This is a genomic window from Streptomyces sp. NPDC019224 (genome assembly GCF_040632605.1).
GTDB lineage: Bacteria > Actinomycetota > Actinomycetes > Streptomycetales > Streptomycetaceae > Streptomyces.
In genome coordinates this window covers 1-19,298 of the sequence record NZ_JBEYCF010000044.1, presented here as the reverse complement: position 1 = coordinate 19,298, position 19,298 = coordinate 1, and the positions used below count along the sequence as shown (strand labels likewise).

The 19,298-nt window shown below is 72.2% G+C and carries 20 protein-coding genes and 1 tRNA gene; 12 read left to right on the top strand and 9 right to left on the bottom strand.

Going from position 1 to position 19,298, the window contains the following annotated elements:
- Positions 1-54: 54 nt before the first annotated feature.
- Positions 55-128 (top strand) — tRNA-Met (locus ABZ564_RS24550).
- Positions 129-263: 135 nt separating this feature from the next.
- Here ABZ564_RS24550 and ABZ564_RS24545 read toward each other — a convergent pair.
- On the bottom strand, positions 264-683 hold the full coding sequence (locus ABZ564_RS24545; RefSeq protein ID WP_360860375.1) for a Fur family transcriptional regulator: 420 nt from the start codon (positions 681-683) through the stop codon (positions 264-266).
- A 175-nt stretch (positions 684-858) separates the two neighbouring features.
- Here ABZ564_RS24545 and ABZ564_RS24540 point away from each other — a divergent pair, with 175 nt between their 5' ends.
- A complete protein-coding gene (locus ABZ564_RS24540) occupies positions 859-2,310 on the top strand; it encodes a catalase (RefSeq protein ID WP_360860373.1) in 1,452 nt (483 codons plus the stop codon).
- 70 nt (positions 2,311-2,380) lie between these two features.
- On the opposite strand, the gene ABZ564_RS24535 is transcribed toward ABZ564_RS24540, so the two are convergent.
- The 6 genes from ABZ564_RS24535 to ABZ564_RS24510 form a co-directional block, all read right to left on the bottom strand.
- Positions 2,381-2,782 (bottom strand): CBS domain-containing protein, encoded by a 402-nt coding sequence (locus ABZ564_RS24535; RefSeq protein WP_360860370.1) that lies wholly within the window; start codon positions 2,780-2,782, stop codon positions 2,381-2,383.
- A 171-nt stretch (positions 2,783-2,953) separates the two neighbouring features.
- A complete protein-coding gene (hisN, locus tag ABZ564_RS24530) occupies positions 2,954-3,754 on the bottom strand; it encodes a histidinol-phosphatase (RefSeq protein WP_360860367.1) in 801 nt (266 codons plus the stop codon).
- A gap of 53 nt (positions 3,755-3,807) precedes the next feature.
- A complete protein-coding gene (locus tag ABZ564_RS24525; protein ID WP_164398555.1) occupies positions 3,808-4,131 on the bottom strand; it encodes a multidrug efflux SMR transporter in 324 nt (107 codons plus the stop codon).
- A gap of 200 nt (positions 4,132-4,331) precedes the next feature.
- Positions 4,332-5,348 (bottom strand): ribosome small subunit-dependent GTPase A, encoded by a 1,017-nt coding sequence (gene rsgA, locus ABZ564_RS24520; RefSeq protein ID WP_360860364.1) that lies wholly within the window; start codon positions 5,346-5,348, stop codon positions 4,332-4,334.
- A gap of 3 nt (positions 5,349-5,351) precedes the next feature.
- On the bottom strand, positions 5,352-6,701 hold the full coding sequence (aroA, locus tag ABZ564_RS24515) for a 3-phosphoshikimate 1-carboxyvinyltransferase (protein ID WP_360860360.1): 1,350 nt from the start codon (positions 6,699-6,701) through the stop codon (positions 5,352-5,354).
- An 81-nt stretch (positions 6,702-6,782) separates the two neighbouring features.
- A complete protein-coding gene (locus ABZ564_RS24510; protein WP_360860357.1) occupies positions 6,783-7,496 on the bottom strand; it encodes a M50 family metallopeptidase in 714 nt (237 codons plus the stop codon).
- A 65-nt stretch (positions 7,497-7,561) separates the two neighbouring features.
- Between ABZ564_RS24510 and ABZ564_RS24505 the strand changes: the two genes are divergently transcribed.
- From ABZ564_RS24505 to ABZ564_RS24465, 9 genes are all read left to right on the top strand, one after another.
- Entirely contained in the window at positions 7,562-8,377 is an 816-nt protein-coding gene (locus ABZ564_RS24505) for an SOS response-associated peptidase (protein WP_360860354.1), read from the top strand.
- Between the two features lie 76 nt (positions 8,378-8,453).
- Positions 8,454-9,104, top strand: a complete 651-nt coding sequence (locus ABZ564_RS24500; RefSeq protein WP_360860351.1) for an alpha/beta family hydrolase — start codon at positions 8,454-8,456, stop codon at positions 9,102-9,104.
- Between the two features lie 284 nt (positions 9,105-9,388).
- Positions 9,389-10,045, top strand: a complete 657-nt coding sequence (locus ABZ564_RS24495) for a sigma-70 family RNA polymerase sigma factor (RefSeq protein WP_018105559.1) — start codon at positions 9,389-9,391, stop codon at positions 10,043-10,045.
- On the top strand, positions 10,042-10,362 hold the full coding sequence (gene rsrA / locus ABZ564_RS24490; RefSeq protein WP_360860348.1) for a mycothiol system anti-sigma-R factor: 321 nt from the start codon (positions 10,042-10,044) through the stop codon (positions 10,360-10,362). The genes ABZ564_RS24495 and rsrA overlap by 4 nt, the downstream gene beginning before the upstream one ends.
- A gap of 114 nt (positions 10,363-10,476) precedes the next feature.
- On the top strand, positions 10,477-11,880 hold the full coding sequence (locus ABZ564_RS24485; RefSeq protein ID WP_360860345.1) for an HD-GYP domain-containing protein: 1,404 nt from the start codon (positions 10,477-10,479) through the stop codon (positions 11,878-11,880).
- Positions 11,877-13,160 (top strand): HD domain-containing protein, encoded by a 1,284-nt coding sequence (locus tag ABZ564_RS24480; protein WP_360860342.1) that lies wholly within the window; start codon positions 11,877-11,879, stop codon positions 13,158-13,160. Before ABZ564_RS24485 ends, ABZ564_RS24480 begins: the two co-directional genes overlap by 4 nt.
- Positions 13,161-13,251: 91 nt before the next feature.
- On the top strand, positions 13,252-14,244 hold the full coding sequence (locus tag ABZ564_RS24475) for a hypothetical protein (protein ID WP_147970808.1): 993 nt from the start codon (positions 13,252-13,254) through the stop codon (positions 14,242-14,244).
- A gap of 106 nt (positions 14,245-14,350) precedes the next feature.
- On the top strand, positions 14,351-14,989 hold the full coding sequence (gene def, locus ABZ564_RS24470) for a peptide deformylase (protein WP_360860339.1): 639 nt from the start codon (positions 14,351-14,353) through the stop codon (positions 14,987-14,989).
- Between the two features lie 163 nt (positions 14,990-15,152).
- Positions 15,153-15,884, top strand: a complete 732-nt coding sequence (locus ABZ564_RS24465) for a D-Ala-D-Ala carboxypeptidase family metallohydrolase (protein WP_360860336.1) — start codon at positions 15,153-15,155, stop codon at positions 15,882-15,884.
- A 55-nt stretch (positions 15,885-15,939) separates the two neighbouring features.
- Here ABZ564_RS24465 and ABZ564_RS24460 read toward each other — a convergent pair whose 3' ends face one another.
- Both ABZ564_RS24460 and ABZ564_RS24455 read right to left on the bottom strand, forming a co-directional pair.
- Entirely contained in the window at positions 15,940-17,847 is a 1,908-nt protein-coding gene (locus ABZ564_RS24460; RefSeq protein WP_360860463.1) for a family 20 glycosylhydrolase, read from the bottom strand.
- A gap of 77 nt (positions 17,848-17,924) precedes the next feature.
- A complete protein-coding gene (locus tag ABZ564_RS24455; RefSeq protein ID WP_360860333.1) occupies positions 17,925-18,899 on the bottom strand; it encodes a helix-turn-helix domain-containing protein in 975 nt (324 codons plus the stop codon).
- 81 nt (positions 18,900-18,980) lie between these two features.
- Here ABZ564_RS24455 and ABZ564_RS24450 point away from each other — a divergent pair, with 81 nt between their 5' ends.
- On the top strand, positions 18,981-19,193 hold the full coding sequence (locus ABZ564_RS24450) for a hypothetical protein (RefSeq protein WP_360860330.1): 213 nt from the start codon (positions 18,981-18,983) through the stop codon (positions 19,191-19,193).
- Positions 19,194-19,298: the final 105 nt, after the last annotated feature.

Sequence of the window (19,298 nt, the reverse complement as noted above, 5' to 3'; positions counted from 1 at the left end):
CCCCAACGAATTTGCACTGGTCCAAGGGGTGCCGTAGGGTTATGAACACAACGACGCGGGGTGGAGCAGCTCGGTAGCTCGCTGGGCTCATAACCCAGAGGTCGCAGGTTCAAATCCTGTCCCCGCTACTGAAGACAGAGGGCCGGATCTTTTCGAAGATCCGGCCCTCTGTCGTATGCGCGCTGTCGTATACCCGCTCCCGCGCACGCGAGAACCGCCCCCGCCGGAAGCGATCTCCGGCGAGGGCGGCGGGGGTGCGTGGGTCAGGCGGCCGCGGCGCAGTCCGGGCAGATGCCCCGGTAGGTCAGTTCGACGCCGGAGATCGTGAAGCCGAAACGTTCACCGGCCGGCAGGTCCGCCAGCGGATCGCCCGAGGGGTGCACATCGCGGATGGCGCCGCACTGCGCGCACACCAGATGGTGGTGGGCGCGGTGCGCGTTGGGGTCGTAGCGCTTGGCGCGGCGGTCGGTGGAGACCTCGATGACCTCACCGAGGCTCACCATCTCGCCCAGCGTGTTGTAGACGGTGGCGCGGGAGATCTCGGGCAGCTTGGCCACCGCCCGTGCGTGGACCTCGTCGGCCGTCAGGTGTACATGCTCCCCGTCGAGGACCTCGGCCACGACGCGCCGCTGCGCGGTCATGCGCCACCCGCGTCCTCGAAGTCGTTCCAGCAGGTCACTCATGAGCGCCATTCTAGCAGCGCACGAACCAGGTCTTGAATAGGTGCGACTTTGGATGACTGTTTGACTTGGATTTTGTCCAATGTAGGATCGATTGCGGTGGTGGCCGGAGGGCAGGAAGGCCGAAGCCGTGCACGCCATGGAGGCATGACGTGCGGAAACGACGCAGGAGGCGCACGTGACGCAGGGACCCCTCACCACGGAGGCCGGCGCGCCGGTCGCCGACAACCGGAACAGCGAGACCGCCGGGGCCGGTGGTCCGGTCCTGGTGCAGGACCAGTCGCTGCTGGAGAAGCTCGCGCACTTCAACCGCGAGCGCATTCCGGAGCGTGTGGTGCACGCCCGCGGCGCCGGCGCGTACGGGACGTTCACGCTGACCCGTGACGTGTCGCGGTGGACGCGGGCGAAGTTCCTCTCCGAGGTCGGCCAGCGGACCGAGACGTTCCTGCGCTTCTCCACCGTCGCGGGCAGCCTCGGCGCGGCCGACGCCGTACGGGACCCGCGCGGCTTCGCGCTGAAGTTCTACACCGAGGAGGGCAATTACGACCTCGTCGGCAACAACACCCCGGTGTTCTTCATCAGGGACGCCATCAAGTTCCCCGACTTCATCCACACCCAGAAGCGCGACCCGTACACCGGCTCCCAGGAGGCGGACAACGTCTGGGACTTCTGGAGCCTGTCGCCCGAGTCCACCCACCAGGTGACCTGGCTCTTCGGCGACCGCGGCATCCCCGCCTCGTACCGCCACATGGACGGCTTCGGGTCGCACACCTACCAGTGGCACAACGAGGCGGGCGAGGTCTTCTGGGTCAAGTACCACTTCAAGACCGACCAGGGCATCAGGAACCTCACCACCGAGGAGGCCGTCCGCCTCTCCGGTGTGGACCCGGACAGTCACCAGCGGGACCTGCGTGAGTCCATCGAGCGCGGCGACTTCCCGTCCTGGACGGTGCAGGTGCAGATCATGCCGGCGGCCGAGGCGGCGACGTACCGCTTCAACCCCTTCGACCTCACCAAGGTGTGGCCGCACGCGGACTACCCGCCGGTCGAGATCGGCAGGCTGGAGCTCAACCGCAACCCGGAGAACATCTTCGCCGAGGTCGAGCAGTCGATCTTCAGCCCGGCGCACTTCGTGCCCGGCATCGGCCCGTCCCCGGACAAGATGCTCCAGGGCCGTCTCTTCGCGTACGGCGACGCGCACCGCTATCGCGTCGGCGTCAACGCCGACCACCTGCCGGTGAACCGCCCGCATGCCACCGAGGCGCGGACCGACAGCCGTGACGGCCACCTGTACGACGGCCGCCACAAGGGTGCGAAGAACTACGAGCCGAACAGTTTCGGCGGTCCCGCCGAGACGGGCCGGCCGCTGTGGGGCGCCGTCCCCGTCGCGGGCTCCACGGGCCCTCACGAAACCCCGCGGCATGCCGAGGACGACGACTTCGTGCAGGCCGGGAACCTCTACCGGCTCCTGGCCGAGGACGAGAAGGCCCGGCTGATCGACAACCTCTCCGGATTCATCGCGAAGGTCTCGCGCGAGGACATCGCCGAGCGCGCGATCGGTAACTTCCGGCGTGCCGACGAGGACTTCGGAAAGCGGCTGGAGGCGGCCGTGCAGGCGCTGCGCGCCTGAGCCCCCACGGTCGTGCCGGTCCCGGTCCGGCCCCTCGCCCGAGGGCCGGGGCGGTCGCATGGGCGGCCGGTCAGCCGACCAGTTCGGCCGGGCGGCGGCGGGCCGGGGTCCAGCAGCGGATGATGTCGCGCACCGAGACGACGCCGACCGGGCCGTCGTCGTCGAGCACGATCAGATGGCGGAAGCCGCCGTGCGTCATGGCCGCCGCGGCCTCTTCGAGCGTCCAGGCGGGCGCGGCGAAGACCACGTCGGTGGTGGTGTGGGCGGAGGCGGTCTCGGTGTCGGGGTCCTGGCCCGATCCGACGGCGTTGAGGATGTCGCGCTCGGTGAGGATGCCGAGCCCGCACGTATCCGGATCGTGGACCACGGCCGCTCCGATCCGGCGGGCCGACATCAGCCGGGCGGCCTGGCGCAGTGTGTGGGTGGGGCCGATGGTCAGGACCATCGTGCTCATGGCGTCACGGACGAGCATGAAGAGATCCACCTCCTCGGTGAAGCGACCGCGTGAGTCGATTCACAAGTTCACAAGTGGGGGATTCTCAGAGTCGCACCGATGCGGCGGCGCGACAAGGGGTCGCGAAGATCAGGGGAGGGGCGCGCGGCCCTGCCGCACGCCCCGTACCCAGCCCTGCGGGCGGGGTGCTCAGTAACGCTGGTTCAGATAGCCCAGCAGCTCGCGGTGGAGTGCGCCGTTCGACGCCGCCGCGTTCCCGCCGCCCGGCCCGTCCACACCATCCAGACTGGTGAACCGGCCCCCCGCCTCCTGGACGATGATCGCGTTCGCCGCCATGTCCCACAGCGAGAGCTCCGGCTCCGCGCAGATGTCCACGGCCCCCTCGGCGACCATCATGTACGGCCAGAAGTCCCCGTAGCCCCGAGTGCGCCAGCAGGCCCGGGTCAGGTCCAGGAACCCGTCGAGCCGCCCCTGCTCCTCCCAGCCGCTCAGCGAGGCGTACGCGAACGACGCGTCCGCGATCCGCTCCACCTGGGACACCTGCAGCCGGGTCGCGGAGGTCAGACTGCGGCCGGTGTACGCCCCCGCGCCCTTCGCCGCCCACCAGCGCCGGTTGAGCGCGGGCGCCGACACCACACCGACGACCGGCTGGAACCCGTTCTCCCCGGCTTCCATCAGGGAGATCAGCGTCGCCCAGACCGGCACGCCCCGCACGTAGTTCTTGGTGCCGTCGATCGGGTCGACCACCCAGCGCCGCGGTCCCGTGCCCTCGATCCCGTACTCCTCGCCCAGGATCGCGTCGCGCGGGCGTGCCCGGTGCAGATGGCCCCGGATCAGCTCCTCGGCGGCCTTGTCGGCCTCGCTCACCGGGGTCATGTCCGGCTTGGTCTCGACCTTGAGGTCCAGAGCCTTGAACCGGTCCATCGTCGCCGCGTCGGCGGCGTCCGCCAGTACGTGGGCCAGGCGCAGATCATCGTGGTAATCGGGCATGCCGCCACAGTATCGATCCGCCGGAGACCCGGGCCACCGGGACCGGAGGACGGTCAGTGCGCGGAGCCGGAGAGCTGGAGGCCGATCACGCCGAGGATCACCAGCGAGATCGACACCAGCTTGAGCGTGGAGACCACGTCACCGAGGAAGACCATGCCGTAGATGGCCGTACCCGCCGCACCGATGCCGGTCCACACGGCGTACGCGGGCCCCACGTCGAGCTTCTTCAGCGACAGGGTCAGCAGGCCGAAGCTGCCGAGCGCGAAGACGCAGAACGCGATGGTCGGCCACAGCCGGGTGAAGCCGTGCGAGAGCTTCAGGCAGACCGCGAAACCGGTCTCCAGAAGTCCCGCGACCACGACCAGCAGCCACGCCATCGTCTGACCCTCCGCATCGGTGACCGCCCGGCACCAGCCGGTGCCGTTGGGCGTGATTATGCACTTACCGGAAGCGAGTGATCGCAAACGTGTCCGGCCAGGTCACCTCGCGCCGTACCCGGATTACCCGGGTCGCCCCGCGTCCCCTCCGCCCTGACAGCGTTCCGGCCGCCCGGCGCCCTACCCCGCTCGGCCGGCGGTCAATCGCCCTCGCGGCGGTTGCGCGTGGACAGCAGCCGGCGCAACGAGTCGAGCCGTGCCGGGTCCGCGTGCCCCGCCGCCACCCAGGCGTCCAGCGCGCATTCCGGTTCGTGGCTGTCGTGGGTGCAGCCGCGCGGGCACTCCTCGGTGCCGGGCTGGAGGTCCGGGAATGCGTTGATGACCCGCGACGGATCGATGTGGTTCAGCCCGAACGAGCGCACCCCGGGGGTGTCGATCACCCAGCCCCGGTAGTCCGGCAGCGGCAGGGCCAGCGCCGAGGTGGTGGTGTGCCGGCCGCGTCCGGTGACCGCGTTGACGACCCCGGTGGTGCGCCGCCTCTCCTTCGGCACCAACGCGTTGACCAGGGTGGTCTTGCCGACGCCCGAGTGCCCGACGAAGGCGGTCACCCGGCCGTCGAGCTGCTCGCGGACCCGGTCGGCCGCGTCCCCGTTCTCCAGCTCCTCGCGGCTGGTGACGACGAACGGCACACCCAGCGGCGTGTACGCGCCCAGCAGCCTGTCCGGGGAGGCCAGGTCGGACTTGGTCAGCACCAGCAGCGGCGAGAGCCCGCCGTCGTACGCGGCGACCAGGCAGCGGTCGATCATGCGCGGACGGGGTTCCGGATCGGCCAGCGCGGTGACGATCGCCAGTTGGTCCGCGTTGGCCACGACCACCCGCTCGAACGGGTCGTCGTCGTCGGCCGTCCGGCGCAGCACCGAGCGCCGCTCACCGATGCGGACGATCCGGGCGAGGGTGTCCTTGTCGCCGGACAGGTCTCCGACGAGCGAGACGGTGTCGCCCACGACCGCGGCCTTGCGGCCGAGCTCGCGGGCCTTCATCGCGATGATCGTGCGGCCCTCGACGAGACAGGTGAGGCGGCCCCGGTCCACGGTGAGGACCATGCCCTCCTGGGCGTCCTCGTGCTTGGGCCGGGTGTGGGTGCGCGGACGGTTGCCCTTGCGGTTGGGGCGGACGCGGATGTCGTCCTCGTCGGGGTTCTTGCCGTAGCGGCGCATGTCTCAGGCCCCGAGCATTCCGGTCCACATCTGCGGGAAGTCGGGCAGGGTCTTGGCGGTCGTCGCCACGTTCTCGATCTCCACTCCGGGGACGGCAAGGCCGATGACGGACCCCGCGGTGGCCATCCGGTGGTCGTCGTAGGTACGGAAGGTACCGCCGTGCAGCGGTCGCGGGCGGATGTGCAGGCCGTCCGCCGTCTCGGTGACGTCGCCGCCGAGTTCGTTGATCTCCTTGGTGAGCGCGGCGAGCCGGTCCGTCTCGTGCAGCCGCAGATGGGCGACGCCGCTCAGCGTGGAGGGGGAGTCGGCCAGGGCCGCCACGGCGGCGATGCCCGGGGTCAGCTCGCCGACCTCGCCGAGGTCCACGTCGATGCCGTGGACGCGGCCCGAGCCGGTGAAGGTCAGCCCGTGCTCGGTCAGCTCGCAGCTGCCGCCCATCGCGGTGAAGATCTCGCGCAGCGCGTCACCGGGCTGCGTGGTGTGCAGCGGCCAGTCCGGGATGGTCACCCGGCCGCCCGTGACCAGCGCCGCGGCCAGGAACGGCTGGGCGTTGGAGAGGTCCGGCTCGATGGTCAGGTCGCGGCCGAGGAGCGCGGAGGGGGAGACCCGCCACACGTTCGGCTCGCCGCCGGTCTCCGGCTCGTCCACCTGCGCGCCGACGGCCCGGAGCATGTCGACGGTCATCCGGATGTGCGGCATGGAGGGGAGCCGGTCGCCGGTGTGGCGGACCTCCACGCCCTGGTTGAAGCGCGGTGCGGACAGCAGCAGCGCCGAGACGAACTGGGAGGACGAGGAGGCGTCGATCGCGACCGGGCCGCCGTCCAGCGAGCCGGCGCCGTGCACGGTCATCGGCAGCGAGCCCCGGGAGTCGTCGTCGATCCGGGCGCCCAGGACCCGCAGCGCGTCGATCACCCCGGTCAGCGGGCGCTCGTAGGAGCGGGGATCGCCGTCGAAGCGGACGGGGCCCTCGGCGAGCGTGGCCACCGGGGGCAGGAAGCGCATGACCGTGCCGGCGTTGCCGACGTCGACGGTGACCGGGCCGTGCAGCGGGGCTGGGATGACCCGCCAGGCCTCGCCCGCGGCCTCCGGGCCACCGGCCGCGCCCGTCACCGAGGAGCTGGAGGACACCGTCTCCTCGATGCGTACGCCCATTGCGCGCAGGGCGTCCGCCATCAGCAGGGTGTCGCGGGAGCGCAGCGGCCGGCGCAGCCAGCCCGGCTCCGAGGAGAGCGCGGCGAGCACCAGCGCGCGGTTGGTGACCGACTTGGAACCGGGCACGGTGACGGTCGCGTCGACGGCCCCGCTCGCGAAGGGGGCGGGCCAGAGGGCGGGGTGCACGGTGCTTTCGGTCATGCGCTCACTTTAAGGGCTCCGGCCGTGGTGGGCCGGGTCACGGCCGCCCGCCGACGGCGGAACCGGACCGGTGCGGCCCGCTCACAGCCCCAGCAGCCAGCGTCCGCCGCCGATCAGGGAGCACAGCGACACCGCGTGGAAGAGGAACAGCCACAGCACCGCCGGGACGTCGGTCAGGCGGGACAGCTGGTCCGCGTCCGAGTCCGGCGCCCCGCCGTGCCGCCGCTTCGACTGGAGCTCGAACACCGGACGTACGCCGCCCAGCAGCAGGAACCAGACCACGCTGTAGGCGAACAGCGACTGCCAGGCCGGTGAGGCCAGCCAGGACACGAGCAGGAAGAGCGAACCGGTGAAGATCACCGTCAGCGCCCCGTACACGTTGCGGATCATCACCAGCATCACCGCGAGCAGGGCGGTGGCCACCCACAGCAGCAGCGTGATCCGGCCGTCCACCAGCAGCCAGGCGCCGCCGAGCCCGAGCAGCGAGGGCGCGGTGTAGCCCGCGGCCGCGGTCAGGACCATGCCGATGCCGGTCGGCTTGCCCCGGCTCACCGTCAGCCCGCTGGTGTCCGAGTGCAGCCGGATGCCCGACAGCTGCCGGCCGGAGAGCAGGGCGATCAGGCCGTGGCCGCCCTCGTGGGCGATGGTGATCGTGTTCCGGGAGAGCCGCCATAGGACGTTCGGGACGACCGCGACGAGGGCCGCCGTGGCGGTCACCACCACCAGCCACTGCTCGGGGGCGGGCTGGGTGCCGACGACGCGGTCCCACAGGGTGCCGAGTTCGGTGCTGTCCATGAGGTGGGCGGCTCCTTGCGCGAGCGGGGTCCGGACGGGGCGGTGGTCGTGGCAGTCTGGCACTTATGTGCGGACGGTATGCAGCGAGTCGGCGGCCCGAGGACCTGACCGGACTCTTCCAGGTGGAGAAGTGGGAACCGGCCGAGGCGCTGGAGCCCGACTACAACGTGGCGCCGACCAAGGAGGTCTACGCCGTACTGGAACGTCCTCTGAAAGACGCGGACGACCAGCGCCCGGTTCGCCAGCTGCGCGCGCTGAAGTGGGGCCTCGTCCCCTCCTGGGCCAAGAACCCGGAGGGTGCCGCCCGGATGATCAACGCCCGGGCCGAGACCGTCCACGAGAAGCCGTCCTTCCGCCGCCCCTTCGTCTCCCGGCGCTGCATCCTGCCCGCCGACGGCTATTACGAGTGGGTGACCGGCGCCGAGGAACGGCAGCTGGAGGAGAAGGGCCGCCGCAAGCGTCCCCGTAAGCAGCCCTACTTCGTGACACCCGCCGACGGGTCGGTCTTCGCCATGGCCGGTCTGTACGAGTTCTGGCGCGACCGCACCCTGCCCGACGACCACCCGCAGGCCTGGTGGGCCACCTGCTCGGTGATCACCACCGAGGCGGAGACCACCCCGCTCGCCGTAGCCCCCGCCGAAGGACCGGCCTCGCTCGCCGACATCCACCCCCGGATGCCGCTGATGCTCACCCCGGACCGCTGGGACGACTGGCTGGACACCTCGCGCACCGACCCGGAGGAACTGCGCGCCCTGCTCGCACCGCCGCCGCCCGGGCTGATGCGCGCCTACCCCGTGGCGACCGCCGTCAGCAACGTCCGCAACAACGGCCCCGAGCTGAAGGACGAGCTGGCCGGGCCCGAGGCGAGCACCCTCTTCTGAACCACGCGCCAAGGGCCACGCGCCAAGAGTCACCCGCCACCCGCGTACCACGCACCGCTGTTGGTTGGATGGGGGCGTGAAAACCGACGCCACGCGCCCCCGCACCGAGACGGTCGAGACCGGGACCGGCACCGCCCGCATCACCTGGCTGGCCGCCCCCGCCCCCCGCCTCCTGCTCGCCCTCGGCCACGGCGCCGGCGGCGGCATCGAGGCCCGCGACCTGCAGGCCCTGGGCGCCGCCCTGCCCGCGCACGGCGTGAGCGTCGCACTGGTGGAGCAGCCCTGGCGGGTGGCCGGCAAGAAGCTCGCGCCCGCCCCGAGGACACTGGACGCCGGCTGGTGCGGTCTGTGGCCGGCCCTCACCGCCCCCGGGCTCCCGGTCGTCGCCGGCGGACGCAGCGCCGGGGCCCGGGTGGCCTGCCGCACCGCCGCCGCGCTCGGGGCCCGGGCGGTCCTCGCGCTCAGCTTTCCGCTGCACCCGCCGGGCCGCCCCGAGAAGACCCGCGCCGGTGAACTGCTGGGCTGCGGGGTGCCCGCCCTGGTCGTCCAGGGCGGCAGCGACCCGTTCGGCAGGCCCGCCGAATTCCCGCCGGGCGACCACCGGATCGCCGAGGTCCCGTACGGCGACCACGGCTTCGCCGTACCCCGGAAGTCCGGGCTGACGGAGGAGCGGGCGATGGAGATCCTCACCGCCTCCGTCACCGGGTGGCTGGCCGGAATCGTCTGAACCGGTACGGGTCCCGGGCCCGGGAATGCCCGGCGGGGGGCCGCTGTTGTTCCGGACGTCGGTACGCCAACGTCGTAAGTGGAGAGGGAGTCCGTCGCATGGGTTCGACCATCTGCCCGCGTCGCTCGAACACCGCTGACCTGGAGTGGACGGTCCTGCACGCGGCCAAGACCACTCCCGAGCGGTCACGCGGCGGAACGGATCGACAGCCCGCGCGGGACCAAGGTCGACTATTCTCCGATTCGAGCGGGTCCGGTTTCGGCCCCGCCCCAGCGTTGGAGGAGGTGGGTCCGGTCACTGGGACCGACACAGGGACCGACGACGGCCGCCCGCAGGAGACGACGGCCGAGCGCAACGCGCGTTTCGAGCGCGACGCCCTCGGTTTCCTCGACCAGATGTACTCGGCCGCCCTGCGCATGACGCGCAATCCCGCGGACGCCGAGGACCTGGTCCAGGAGACGTACGCCAAGGCGTACGGGTCCTTCCACCAGTTCCGTGAGGGCACCAACCTCAAGGCGTGGATGTACCGCATCCTCACGAACACCTTCATCAACTCGTACCGCAAGAAGCAGCGCGAACCCCAGCGCAGCGCCGCCGAGGAGATCGAGGACTGGCAGCTGGCCCGCGCCGAGTCGCACATGTCGACCGGGCTGCGTTCCGCCGAGTCGCAGGCCCTCGACCACCTGCCCGACTCGGACGTGAAGTCCGCGCTGCAGGCGATCCCGGAGGAGTTCCGCATCGCGGTCTATCTCGCCGATGTCGAGGGCTTTGCCTACAAGGAGATCGCGGACATCATGGGGACTCCCATCGGTACGGTGATGTCCCGACTGCACCGGGGCCGCCGTCAGCTGCGCGGCATGCTGGAGGACTACGCCCGCGACCGCGGGCTCGTCCCCGCCGGCGCCGGTGAGTCGGACGATCGGAAAGGCTCGGGCTCATGAGCTGCGGAGAGCCGCACGAGACGGAGTGCGCAGAGGTCCTCGATCACCTCTATGAGTTCCTCGACCGGGAGATGCCCGACAGCGACTGCACCAAGTTCGAGGAACATTTCGTCGAGTGCTCCCCCTGCCTGGAGAAGTACGGCCTCGAACAGGCCGTGAAGAAGCTGGTGAAGCGCTGCTGCGGCCAGGACGACGTACCGGCCGACCTGCGCTCGAAGGTGATGGGCCGGATCGACCTCATCCGCTCGGGACAGGCGGTGCCGGAACACGACGTCACGGCATCCGGCACCGAGGTGCCGACCGCCGCCAAGGAATGACGGCCCGCCCCCGCACCTTCACCCGAACGTGCTAATCGCCGCCATCGGCCCCCGCCCGGGACGCCCCGCTCGTTAGCGTGGCCCTTCACGAGCGGAGCTGGGGGGCGAGCGAGGGTGAGAGCCACACACGGGGCGGCGCGCGTCCATATCGGCGCCGTCGCCCTCGGCGCGGCGCTGTGCGCCGGGCCCGCCCTGCGCCCCGGCGCCGGCACCCCGTGGGCCACCCTCGGACTGCTCACGGTGCTCTACCTCGGCTGTGAACTCCCCGGCCGCTTCCCGTTCTTCGGCGGCTCCGTGCCGATCGGCGCCGGATCGTTCTTCCCGTTGCTGCTCGCCGCCGCCTTCCTGCTCCCGCCCGCGGCGGCGGCGCTCGTCGCGATCCCCGGCTCCCTCGCGGGCCGGGTGGACAAGCCGCCCGCCGCCGCCCGCCGGATCTGGCGCGCCGCGCAGCTGGCCGTCACCGTCTGGGCGGCGTCCTGCGTCCACGCCCTCCTCGGCGGGCCCGCCGCGCTCGGCGGCCCCGCCCCCGGCAGCCCGCCCGACCTCCCGTACGCCCTGCTGCCGGTCTGCGCGGCCGCCCTCGCCTTCAGCGCCGTGCTCGCCGCCCTCGACGGCTCGATCCTGCTCGTCGCCGAACAACTGCCCGCGCGCCGCGCCTGGCGCGGGCTGCTGTCGCGCTCCCTGGGCCCCCATCTGGTGCACGGCCTCGCCGGGCTGATGATGGCCGTCCTGTGGAACAGCTCGTACGGGCCGCTGGCCGCGCTCTTCGTGCTGCTGCCCATGTACATCTCCTGCTGGGTCTTCGCCCAGTACCACCGGGAGCACGCCGCGCACCGGGCCACCATCAGGGCCCTCGTCCAGGCCGTCGACATCAAGGACACCTACACCCGGGGCCACAGCGAACGGGTCGGCCGTGCCTCCGTCCTCATCGCCCAGGAACTCGGCATGGACCGGGAACGCGTCGAGGTGCTCCGGTTCGCCGGAATCCTGCACGACGTCGGCAAGCTCGGCGTTCCCACCCGCGTCCTGCGCAAGGAGGGCCCGCTGACCCCCGAGGAGCGGCGGGTGATCGAGCTGCACCCCGAGTACGGGCACGAGATCGTCCGGGGCATCGGCTTCCTCGGCGAGGCCCGGGCAGCGATCCTGCACCACCACGAACGGCTCGACGGCAGCGGCTACCCCTACGGGCTCTCCGGCCGCGGCATCCCCGAGTGCGCCCGCGTCGTCGCCGTCGCCGACGCCTTCGACGCCATGACCTCGACCCGCTCCTACCGGCGGGGGCGGCCGGTCGCGGCCGCCGTGGAGGAGCTGAAGCGGTGCGCGGGCACGCAGTTCGACCCCCAGATGGTGCGGGCGCTGGCGCGCGGCCTGGAACGGTACGGCTGGTTCGGGGCCGTCACCGCCGACGACGCGCAGGTGCCGCCGCCGCGGGACGAGGACGGCGGCCGCGGCGTGGCCGCCGGGGCGCCGCAGAGCCCGAGGCCGTCCGCCGGCACCGAGGGGGAGGGGCCCCGGTGACGCCGAGGTGGGCGCGGCCGGGGCCCGCGGCCCTGGGCGCGCGCGGCGCCGCGCTCGTACTCGCTGCCGCCGGGCTCGCGCACACCCTCTGGCGCGGCGTCCACGACCCGGGGCACGCCCTCGCCTTCGGCGCCCTCGTCACCATCGGTGAGCTGGCCCGCTGGGGCGCCCTGCCGGGGGAGCGGGAGCCCGCGCCGCTGGGGGCCGCCGGGGCCCTCGCGTACGCCCTGCTGGGGCGCAGCGGTGGGGAGCCCACCAGCCACGGGGTCCTCCAGGTGGTCGCGGTGCTGGCGGCGGCCCAGCTCGTCGCCTCGGTGCCGCAGCTGGCCCGGGACGACGGGCCGGACGCCGACCAGGTGGCCCGGCGGCTGCTCACCGTGACCTTCGCGGCGGTCTGCTTCCAGCCGCTGTACAACACCGGCCGCTGTGAGCGATGGTTCGGCGACGGTCCGTACTACGCGGCGTTCCTGCTCCTGCTGCTCGGGCTGACCGCCCTGTGCGACGCCGTCCTCGCCGCCCTGCTGCACCGCGCCCGCACCCTGCCCCGCGGCTCCCGTGCCGCCCCGGCTCCGTACGGCCCGCTCCTGCGCGACGAGCTGCGGGCGCTGACCGGCATCGGCTCGGCCGTCTGCGCGACCGGTGCGGTCATGGCGCTCGGGGTCGCCGCCGCCGGGTTGTGGGCGCTGCCCGTGCTGTGCGTACCGCTGCTGCTCACCCAGCTCTCGTTCCGCCGCTTCGCCGCCGTGCGCACCACCTACCGGCAGACCATCGCCTCGCTCGCCCGGTCCACCGAGATCGCCGGCTACACCCCGCACGGCCACGCCCGCCGGGTGGCCGAGCTGTGCACGGCCGTCGGGCGCGAGATGGGGCTCTCCGGACCCGAGCTCACCGTCCTGGAGTACGCGGCGCTGATGCACGACATCGGCCAGCTCTCGCTGGTCGACCCGGTGCCGGACGGGGCGACGGCCCTGCTGCCGGCCGCCGAGCAGCGCCGGATCGCGCTGCTCGGCGGGGCGGTGGTCCGCCAGACCGGGGTGGACGCGAAGGTCGCCGTCGTGGTCGAACGGCAGGCCGACCCCTACCGCGAGCAGCCGCTGTCCGCCAGGATCGTCCGGGCCGTGAACGCATACGACGACCTGTGCGGGGAAAGCCTCTCCGGGCCGCTGGGTGCGCTGGAACAGCTCAGGCTCGGGACCGGGCACGACTACCAGCCGCAGGTGGTGGAATCGCTGGCCCGGGTTCTGGCCAGGGGAGGTCTGACCCCCGTCCCGCTCGGGTAACCGATGGGTAATGAGCGGGCGTCCGGCCCGGCATGGTTGGATGCGAAGAGAGCGGTAGAACGAGGGTGTCCAGTCGGGACAGGCGGGAATCGTGAGGATCTTCGGGAAGGTACGGCATCGGCCGTCCGCCTCTTGGCGGCAGGCCACGGACCGCGCGTTCACGCTGATCGGCGACGGCCGGTACGAGGACGCGGGCGCGCTGCTGACACGCGCGGCGGACCTGGAGCCCTGGCTCTCCGAGTCGTGGTTCAACCTGGCGCTGCTGCACAAGTTCCGGCACGACTGGGAACAGGCGAGAGCCGCGGGACTGCGGGCCGTCGCGCTGCTCGACAAGGAGTCCGGCGCCCCGGACTGGTGGAACGTGGGCATCGCCGCGACCGCGCTGCAGGACTGGCCGCTCGCGCGCCGCGCCTGGCAGGCCTACGGGCTGAAGGTCCCCGGCGGCGGGCAGCAGACCCCGGCCGCGGGCAACGAGCCGGTGGGCATGGAGCTGGGCAGCGCGGCGGTACGGCTGTCGCCGGAGGGCGAGGCCGAGGTCGTGTGGGGCCGCCGGCTGGACCCCGCCCGGATCGAGGTGCTGTCGATCCCACTGCCGTCCTCCGGGCGGCGCTGGGGCGAGGTCGTGCTGCACGACGGGGTGCCGAACGGTGAGCGGATCACCGCGGCCGGCCCGTCCTACCCCGTGTTCGACGAGATCGAGCTGTGGGCCCCGTCGCCCGTGCCGACCTGGGTGGTCCTCCTGGAGGCGGCCACCGAGGCGGACCGGGACGCGCTGGAGCAGCTGGCCTCCGACGCGGGCTTCGCCGCCGAGGACTGGTCCTCGTCGGTGCGGCTGCTGTGCCGCTCCTGTTCGGAGAGCCGGATGGAGAGCGACGAGGGCGACGGCGAGCACCTGGACCCGCACGACCACAGTGAGCCGGGACACCCGGGCCCGCTGGGTCACCGCACGGCCGGTGAGCTGTGGGTGCCGGAGCGTGAGTGCGGTCTCGCGGCCCCGGCCGGTCTGGTGCGCGGGCTCTTGGACGGCTGGGTGGCGGACAGCCCGGACAGCCGCGAGTGGCGGGATCTCGAAGAAGTCTGCTGACCCGTGCCCGTAGGCTGTACAGGCACCGATTCCGGTGCTCGGGCGCCCGGGTTCCAAACGACCCGCGGCCCCGGGTTTCAGGTTGTGAGGAAGGCGTACGGCGGACATGGCGCAGCAGGAGACGGACGAGCGGATCAGCGTCGACGAGGAGGGCTTCCTCATCGACACCGAGGACTGTGAGGCGCGCGAGACGGCACACCGGGAGCGCGGCACCTCCCGCCCGATCACGGTCGTCGGTAACCCGGTCCTGCACAAGGAGTGCAAGGACGTCACGGAGTTCGACGACGAGCTGGCCTCGCTGATCGACGACATGTTCGCGAGCCAGCGGACGGCGGAGGGCGTGGGCCTGGCCGCCAACCAGATCGGCGTGGACCTCAAGGTCTTCGTCTACGACTGCCCGGACGACGACGGTGTACGGCACGTGGGAGCCATCTGCAACCCGGTGCTCGAGGAGCTGCCGCCCGAGGCGCGGGTCCTGGACGACTCCAACGAGGGCTGCCTCTCCGTGCCCACGGCGTACGCCTCGCTGGCCCGCCCGGACTACGCGGTGGTGCGCGGCCAGGACGCCGAGGGCAACCCGGTGCGGGTGCGCGGCACCGGCTACTTCGCGCGTTGCCTCCAGCACGAGACGGACCACCTGTACGGCTACCTGTACATCGACCGGCTCTCCAAGCGCGACCGCAAGGACGCGCTGCGGCAGATGGCCGAGAACACCCCCCGCTACGAGGTCGTCCCGAACGACTGAGCCGCCTCGCGCGCCACGGCGCGGGCCCGTCCCGGCACCCCGGGACGGGCCCGCGCCGTGTTTCCCGGGAAGTCAACTCCCATTTCTACACGCGTAGTTGACGTGTACCGGCTCATCCGACAGGCTCGGGGACCACCACTTCGACAGCGATAGGGGAGCTCCCGTGATCAGACGTCCCGCACGACTCCTGCTCGGACTTGTCATGACCATTGCCTTCGCTTTGGGTGGGGCCGTGGTCACCGCCGGCACCGCGCAGGCCGACGACTGCTACACCTGGACCCGCACCCTGAGCCCGGGCGCCACCGGCAACGACGTCGCCCAGCTCCAGATCCGGGTCGCCGGCTACCCCGGATACAACTCGGTCCTGGCCATCGACGGTTCGTACGGGCCCGCCACGACCGCCGCCGTCAAGCGCTTCCAGGCCGCGTACGGGCTGGCCGCCGACGGCGTCGCCGGCCCCGCCACCCAGGCCAAGATCTACGCCCTCCAGGACAGCGACTGCACCCCGGCGCACTTCACGTACGCCGAGATGAACCGCTGCAACAGCACCTGGTCGGGCGGCGCGGTCTCGGCGGCCACGGCGAAGGCCAACGCGCTGAGCACCATGTGGAAGCTGGAGGCCCTGCGCCACGCGCTCGGTGACCGCCCCATCACCGTCACCAGCGGATTCCGCTCGACGTCCTGCAACAGTGCGGCCGGCGGCGCGTCGAACAGCCGCCATCTGTACGGGGACGCGGCCGACCTCGGCGGGATCGCCTTCTGCACCCTCGCCACGCAGGCCCGGAACCACGGGTTCAACGGGATTCTCGGCCCGGGGTACCCGGACCACAACGACCACGTCCACGTGAACCAGGGCCCCAGCCACTACTGGTCGGCGCCCAACTGCGGCATCTGACACACGCGTGGGGGCCCGCCGGCGACCGGCGGGCCCCCACCTCGTGCGCGTACGGTCAGGCGGCCCTCGCCTTCAGCCGCGTCCCCTTCGTCGTCTGCACCGCCGCGCCGTCCGACGACCGCTCGGCCAGCCGCAGCTGCGAGATCGCGTTGCGCAGGACGAGCGCCCCGTGGCCGGCGTCCAGCTGCCAGCGCTGGGTGCGCGCGCCCGCCGAGCAGGTGCCGAGCGACAGTTCGGCCCCCGCCTCCAGCGGGGCGCCCAGATACTTCCTCCCGCGCACCGCGTCCAGGCACAGCCCCTCCGCCGACCGGACCGTGTAGTAGCCGTCGGCGGTCGCGGTGAGCGTCCAGGCCGCCTTCGAGTCCGGGACCAGGGCGACCCCGGCGTCCGCGGCGGGAGCCAGCGCCTTCGCGCCGGACGTCAGCCGGTAGGTGCCGTCGGCCAGCGGGGCGCGGTCGGTGTTCGCCCAGCCCGGGGCGTGGCCGATGCGGCGGGCCATGGCCTCGAAACCGGCGTACGTCGCGCTGGGCTTCGGGCCGCCCCAGGTGGCCTGGGCGATGAAGCGCAGCGGCATGAACGTCTTCGCCTCGACCTCGTTCTCGGTCTCCGCCGCCGCGCTGTCCGGCCACAGGCTGATCTTCGCGCCGGTCAGGTTCGCGGCCGTGGCGGGCAGCGTCTGGCCCTCGAAGCGCAGGGGCGTCCAGTCGCTCTCGTACAGCTGCTGGGTCTTGGTGGTGTACCCGCCGCGCACCAGGTACAGGGCGTAGGCGGAGTTCATCACGGGGCGGCCCTCGGCGAGCAGGGCGGACGGCTGCTGGATGGTGCCGCCGCCGAGCCAGTGCTCGACGGTGATGTCGCGGTCCAGCGGGACGAGCGTGTTGCGGCCCCTCAGTCCGTCGTTCCAGATCCGCAGCGAGCGGCCCCCGGCCTTCACATGCGCGTTGACCTGGTTGATGAAGTCGACGAACAGGTCGTCGGGAGTGGCCGAGGCGCCGAACTTCGCGATCGCCGCCGCCTGGAGCTGCGGGTAGTTCGGGTACGAGGAGCCGAGCATGTACTCGTCGGCGCCCATGTGCCAGGTGCGGGTGCCCCACGCCTCAAGGGCCTCGTCGACCCTCGCGGTGTAGTACGCCAGCGCCTCGGGCCGTGAGATGTCCAGCCGGGGCGGGGACGGGACGCCGTTCCTGTCCTTCAGCTGGAGCTCGGGGTGGTTCTCCAGGTAGGGGTCCATGTGGCCGGGGGAGTTGATCTCCGGCACCAGGTCGATGTGGTACTTCTTCGCCATCGCGGCCAGGGACCGGATCTGCGGCTTGGTGTAGTAGCCCCAGAACGCCGACTCCGGGTCGGTGTCGCTCCTGACCTTCGCCTCGATCCAGAGCTGGTTGAGCTTCTGGGACGCCATGTCCTTCATCAGCCGCTCGAACCAGGGCAGCGAGACGTTGATGTAGCAGGCGCAGACCCCGACCCCGCGCTCGCGGTACGCGGGCACGTCGGTCGCCGAGCCGCGTGCGGCCCGCCCGTCGTCGTTGAGCAGTTGCAGCACCGTGCGCGAACCGTAGAACACGCCCGCCGAGGTGGCCGCGGTGACCGTGACCCGGTCGCCCACCTCCAGCCGGTAGCCCTCCGCCCCCAGCGAGCCCTTCAACGAGGCGTCCTGGCGCAGCACGATGTCACCGGCGTGCGCCTTGCCCCGGGAGACCTGCGCCCTGCCCTCCAGCTCGCCGGCGAACCGGGCCGCGTCGTCCGCCGTACGCCGCTCGCGCGCGCCGTCCAGCACGATCCTGGCCCGGTCGGTGAGGACGAACTCCCCCGCGCCCGACTGCCACTGCCGCAGCGAGGGAAGCACCTCCGGCGGAGCGGCCTGGGCGGGTGCCTCCTCGGCCGAGGCGGTCTGCCAGGGCAGCAGGGTGGCGGCGAGCGCGGCCACCACGGCCCCGATGGTCCTTCGTCTTGTCTTCCGCATGTCCATGGCATCGACCCTGACGCGCGCGCGAGGGGCCGGTCCATGGACAGGTCGCGCGATCGGTTGGACGAATGACCTCAGGCCGCCTCGGTGACCGCGGACGGCCCCCGGAAGGTGCGCCGGTACGCCTGCGGTGTGGTGTCCAGCGCCCGTACGAACTGGTGGCGCAGCGCGGCGGCGGTCCCGAAGCCGGCCCGGTCGGCGATGGTGTCGATGGTTTCGTCGGACGTCTCCAGCAGGTGCTGGGCCAGCAGGACGCGCTGGCGCAGCAGCCAGCGGTACGGCGTGGTGCCGGTCTCCTGCTGGAAGCGGCGGGCGAAGGTGCGCGGCGACATGTGCGCCTGGGCGGCGAGCTGCTCGACGGTCATCTCGCGGTCGAGGTGGCGCTCCATCCAGGCCAGCGTGTCGCCGACCGTGTCGCAGCGGGTACGCGGCAGCGGGCGCTCGATGTACTGCGCCTGCCCGCCGTCCCGGTGCGGCGGCACCACCATCCGGCGGGCGATGGTGTTGGCGGCGGCCGGCCCGTACGCCTGGCGGACCAGGTGCAGACAGGCGTCGATCCCCGCGGCCGTCCCCGCCGACGTGGTGACCGGGCCGTCCTCCACGTACAGCACGTCCGGCTCGACGACGGCCGCCGGGAAGCGGCGGGCCAGGTCGTCGGCGTGCCGCCAGTGCGTGGTGCAGCGGCGGCCGTCCAGCAGCCCGGCCGCGCCGAGGAGGTACGCCCCCGAGCAGACGCTGAGCACCCTGGCCCCCCGGTCCACGGCCCGGCGCAGCGCGACCAGGACCTCCTCGGGGAACGCGCGCTCCCCGAAGCGGCTGCCGGCCGGTACGGCGACGAGGTCGGCCTCCTCCAGGCGGTCGAGGCCGTACGGGGTGGAGATGGTGAAGCCGGCGTGGGTCCGCAGCCGGGGCCCCTCGGCGGAGACCACGGCGAAGTCGTGCACCGGCAGGCCCTCGTCGCTGCGGTCGAGGCCGAAGACCTCGCAGAGCACACCGAGTTCGAAGGGGTGGACGTCGTCGAGCATCAGGGCGGCGACATTGTTCAGCATGGAACCAGTGTGGCAGTAATTCGATGCTGTGTGACAGTCCTGCCACTGCCGCTCCTCCTCCCCGACGAGGAAAGTAGAGGCATGAACACATTCCTGAACGTCCTCGGCATTTCCGCACTTTTCGCCCTCGTCCTGCTGCCGGCGCTGCTCGGTATCGCCCGCGAGCGCCGCATCGACCGCGAGCTGCGCGAAGCGGAACAGGACCGGACCGCACGCCCACCGCGAACGGCGGACGCCGCACGGCCGGTGGGGGCCGCACGGCGTCCGTACGTCAGGAGCTGGGCGAGGATCTAGTGCCGCGGCAGCCAGGGTTCGCCCCGTCGCGACGCCATGCACGCACTCTCGCCGCACCGGCCGAAAACCCGAGTACGTCCAGTACGAGGGCTTCCGGCCGGCACG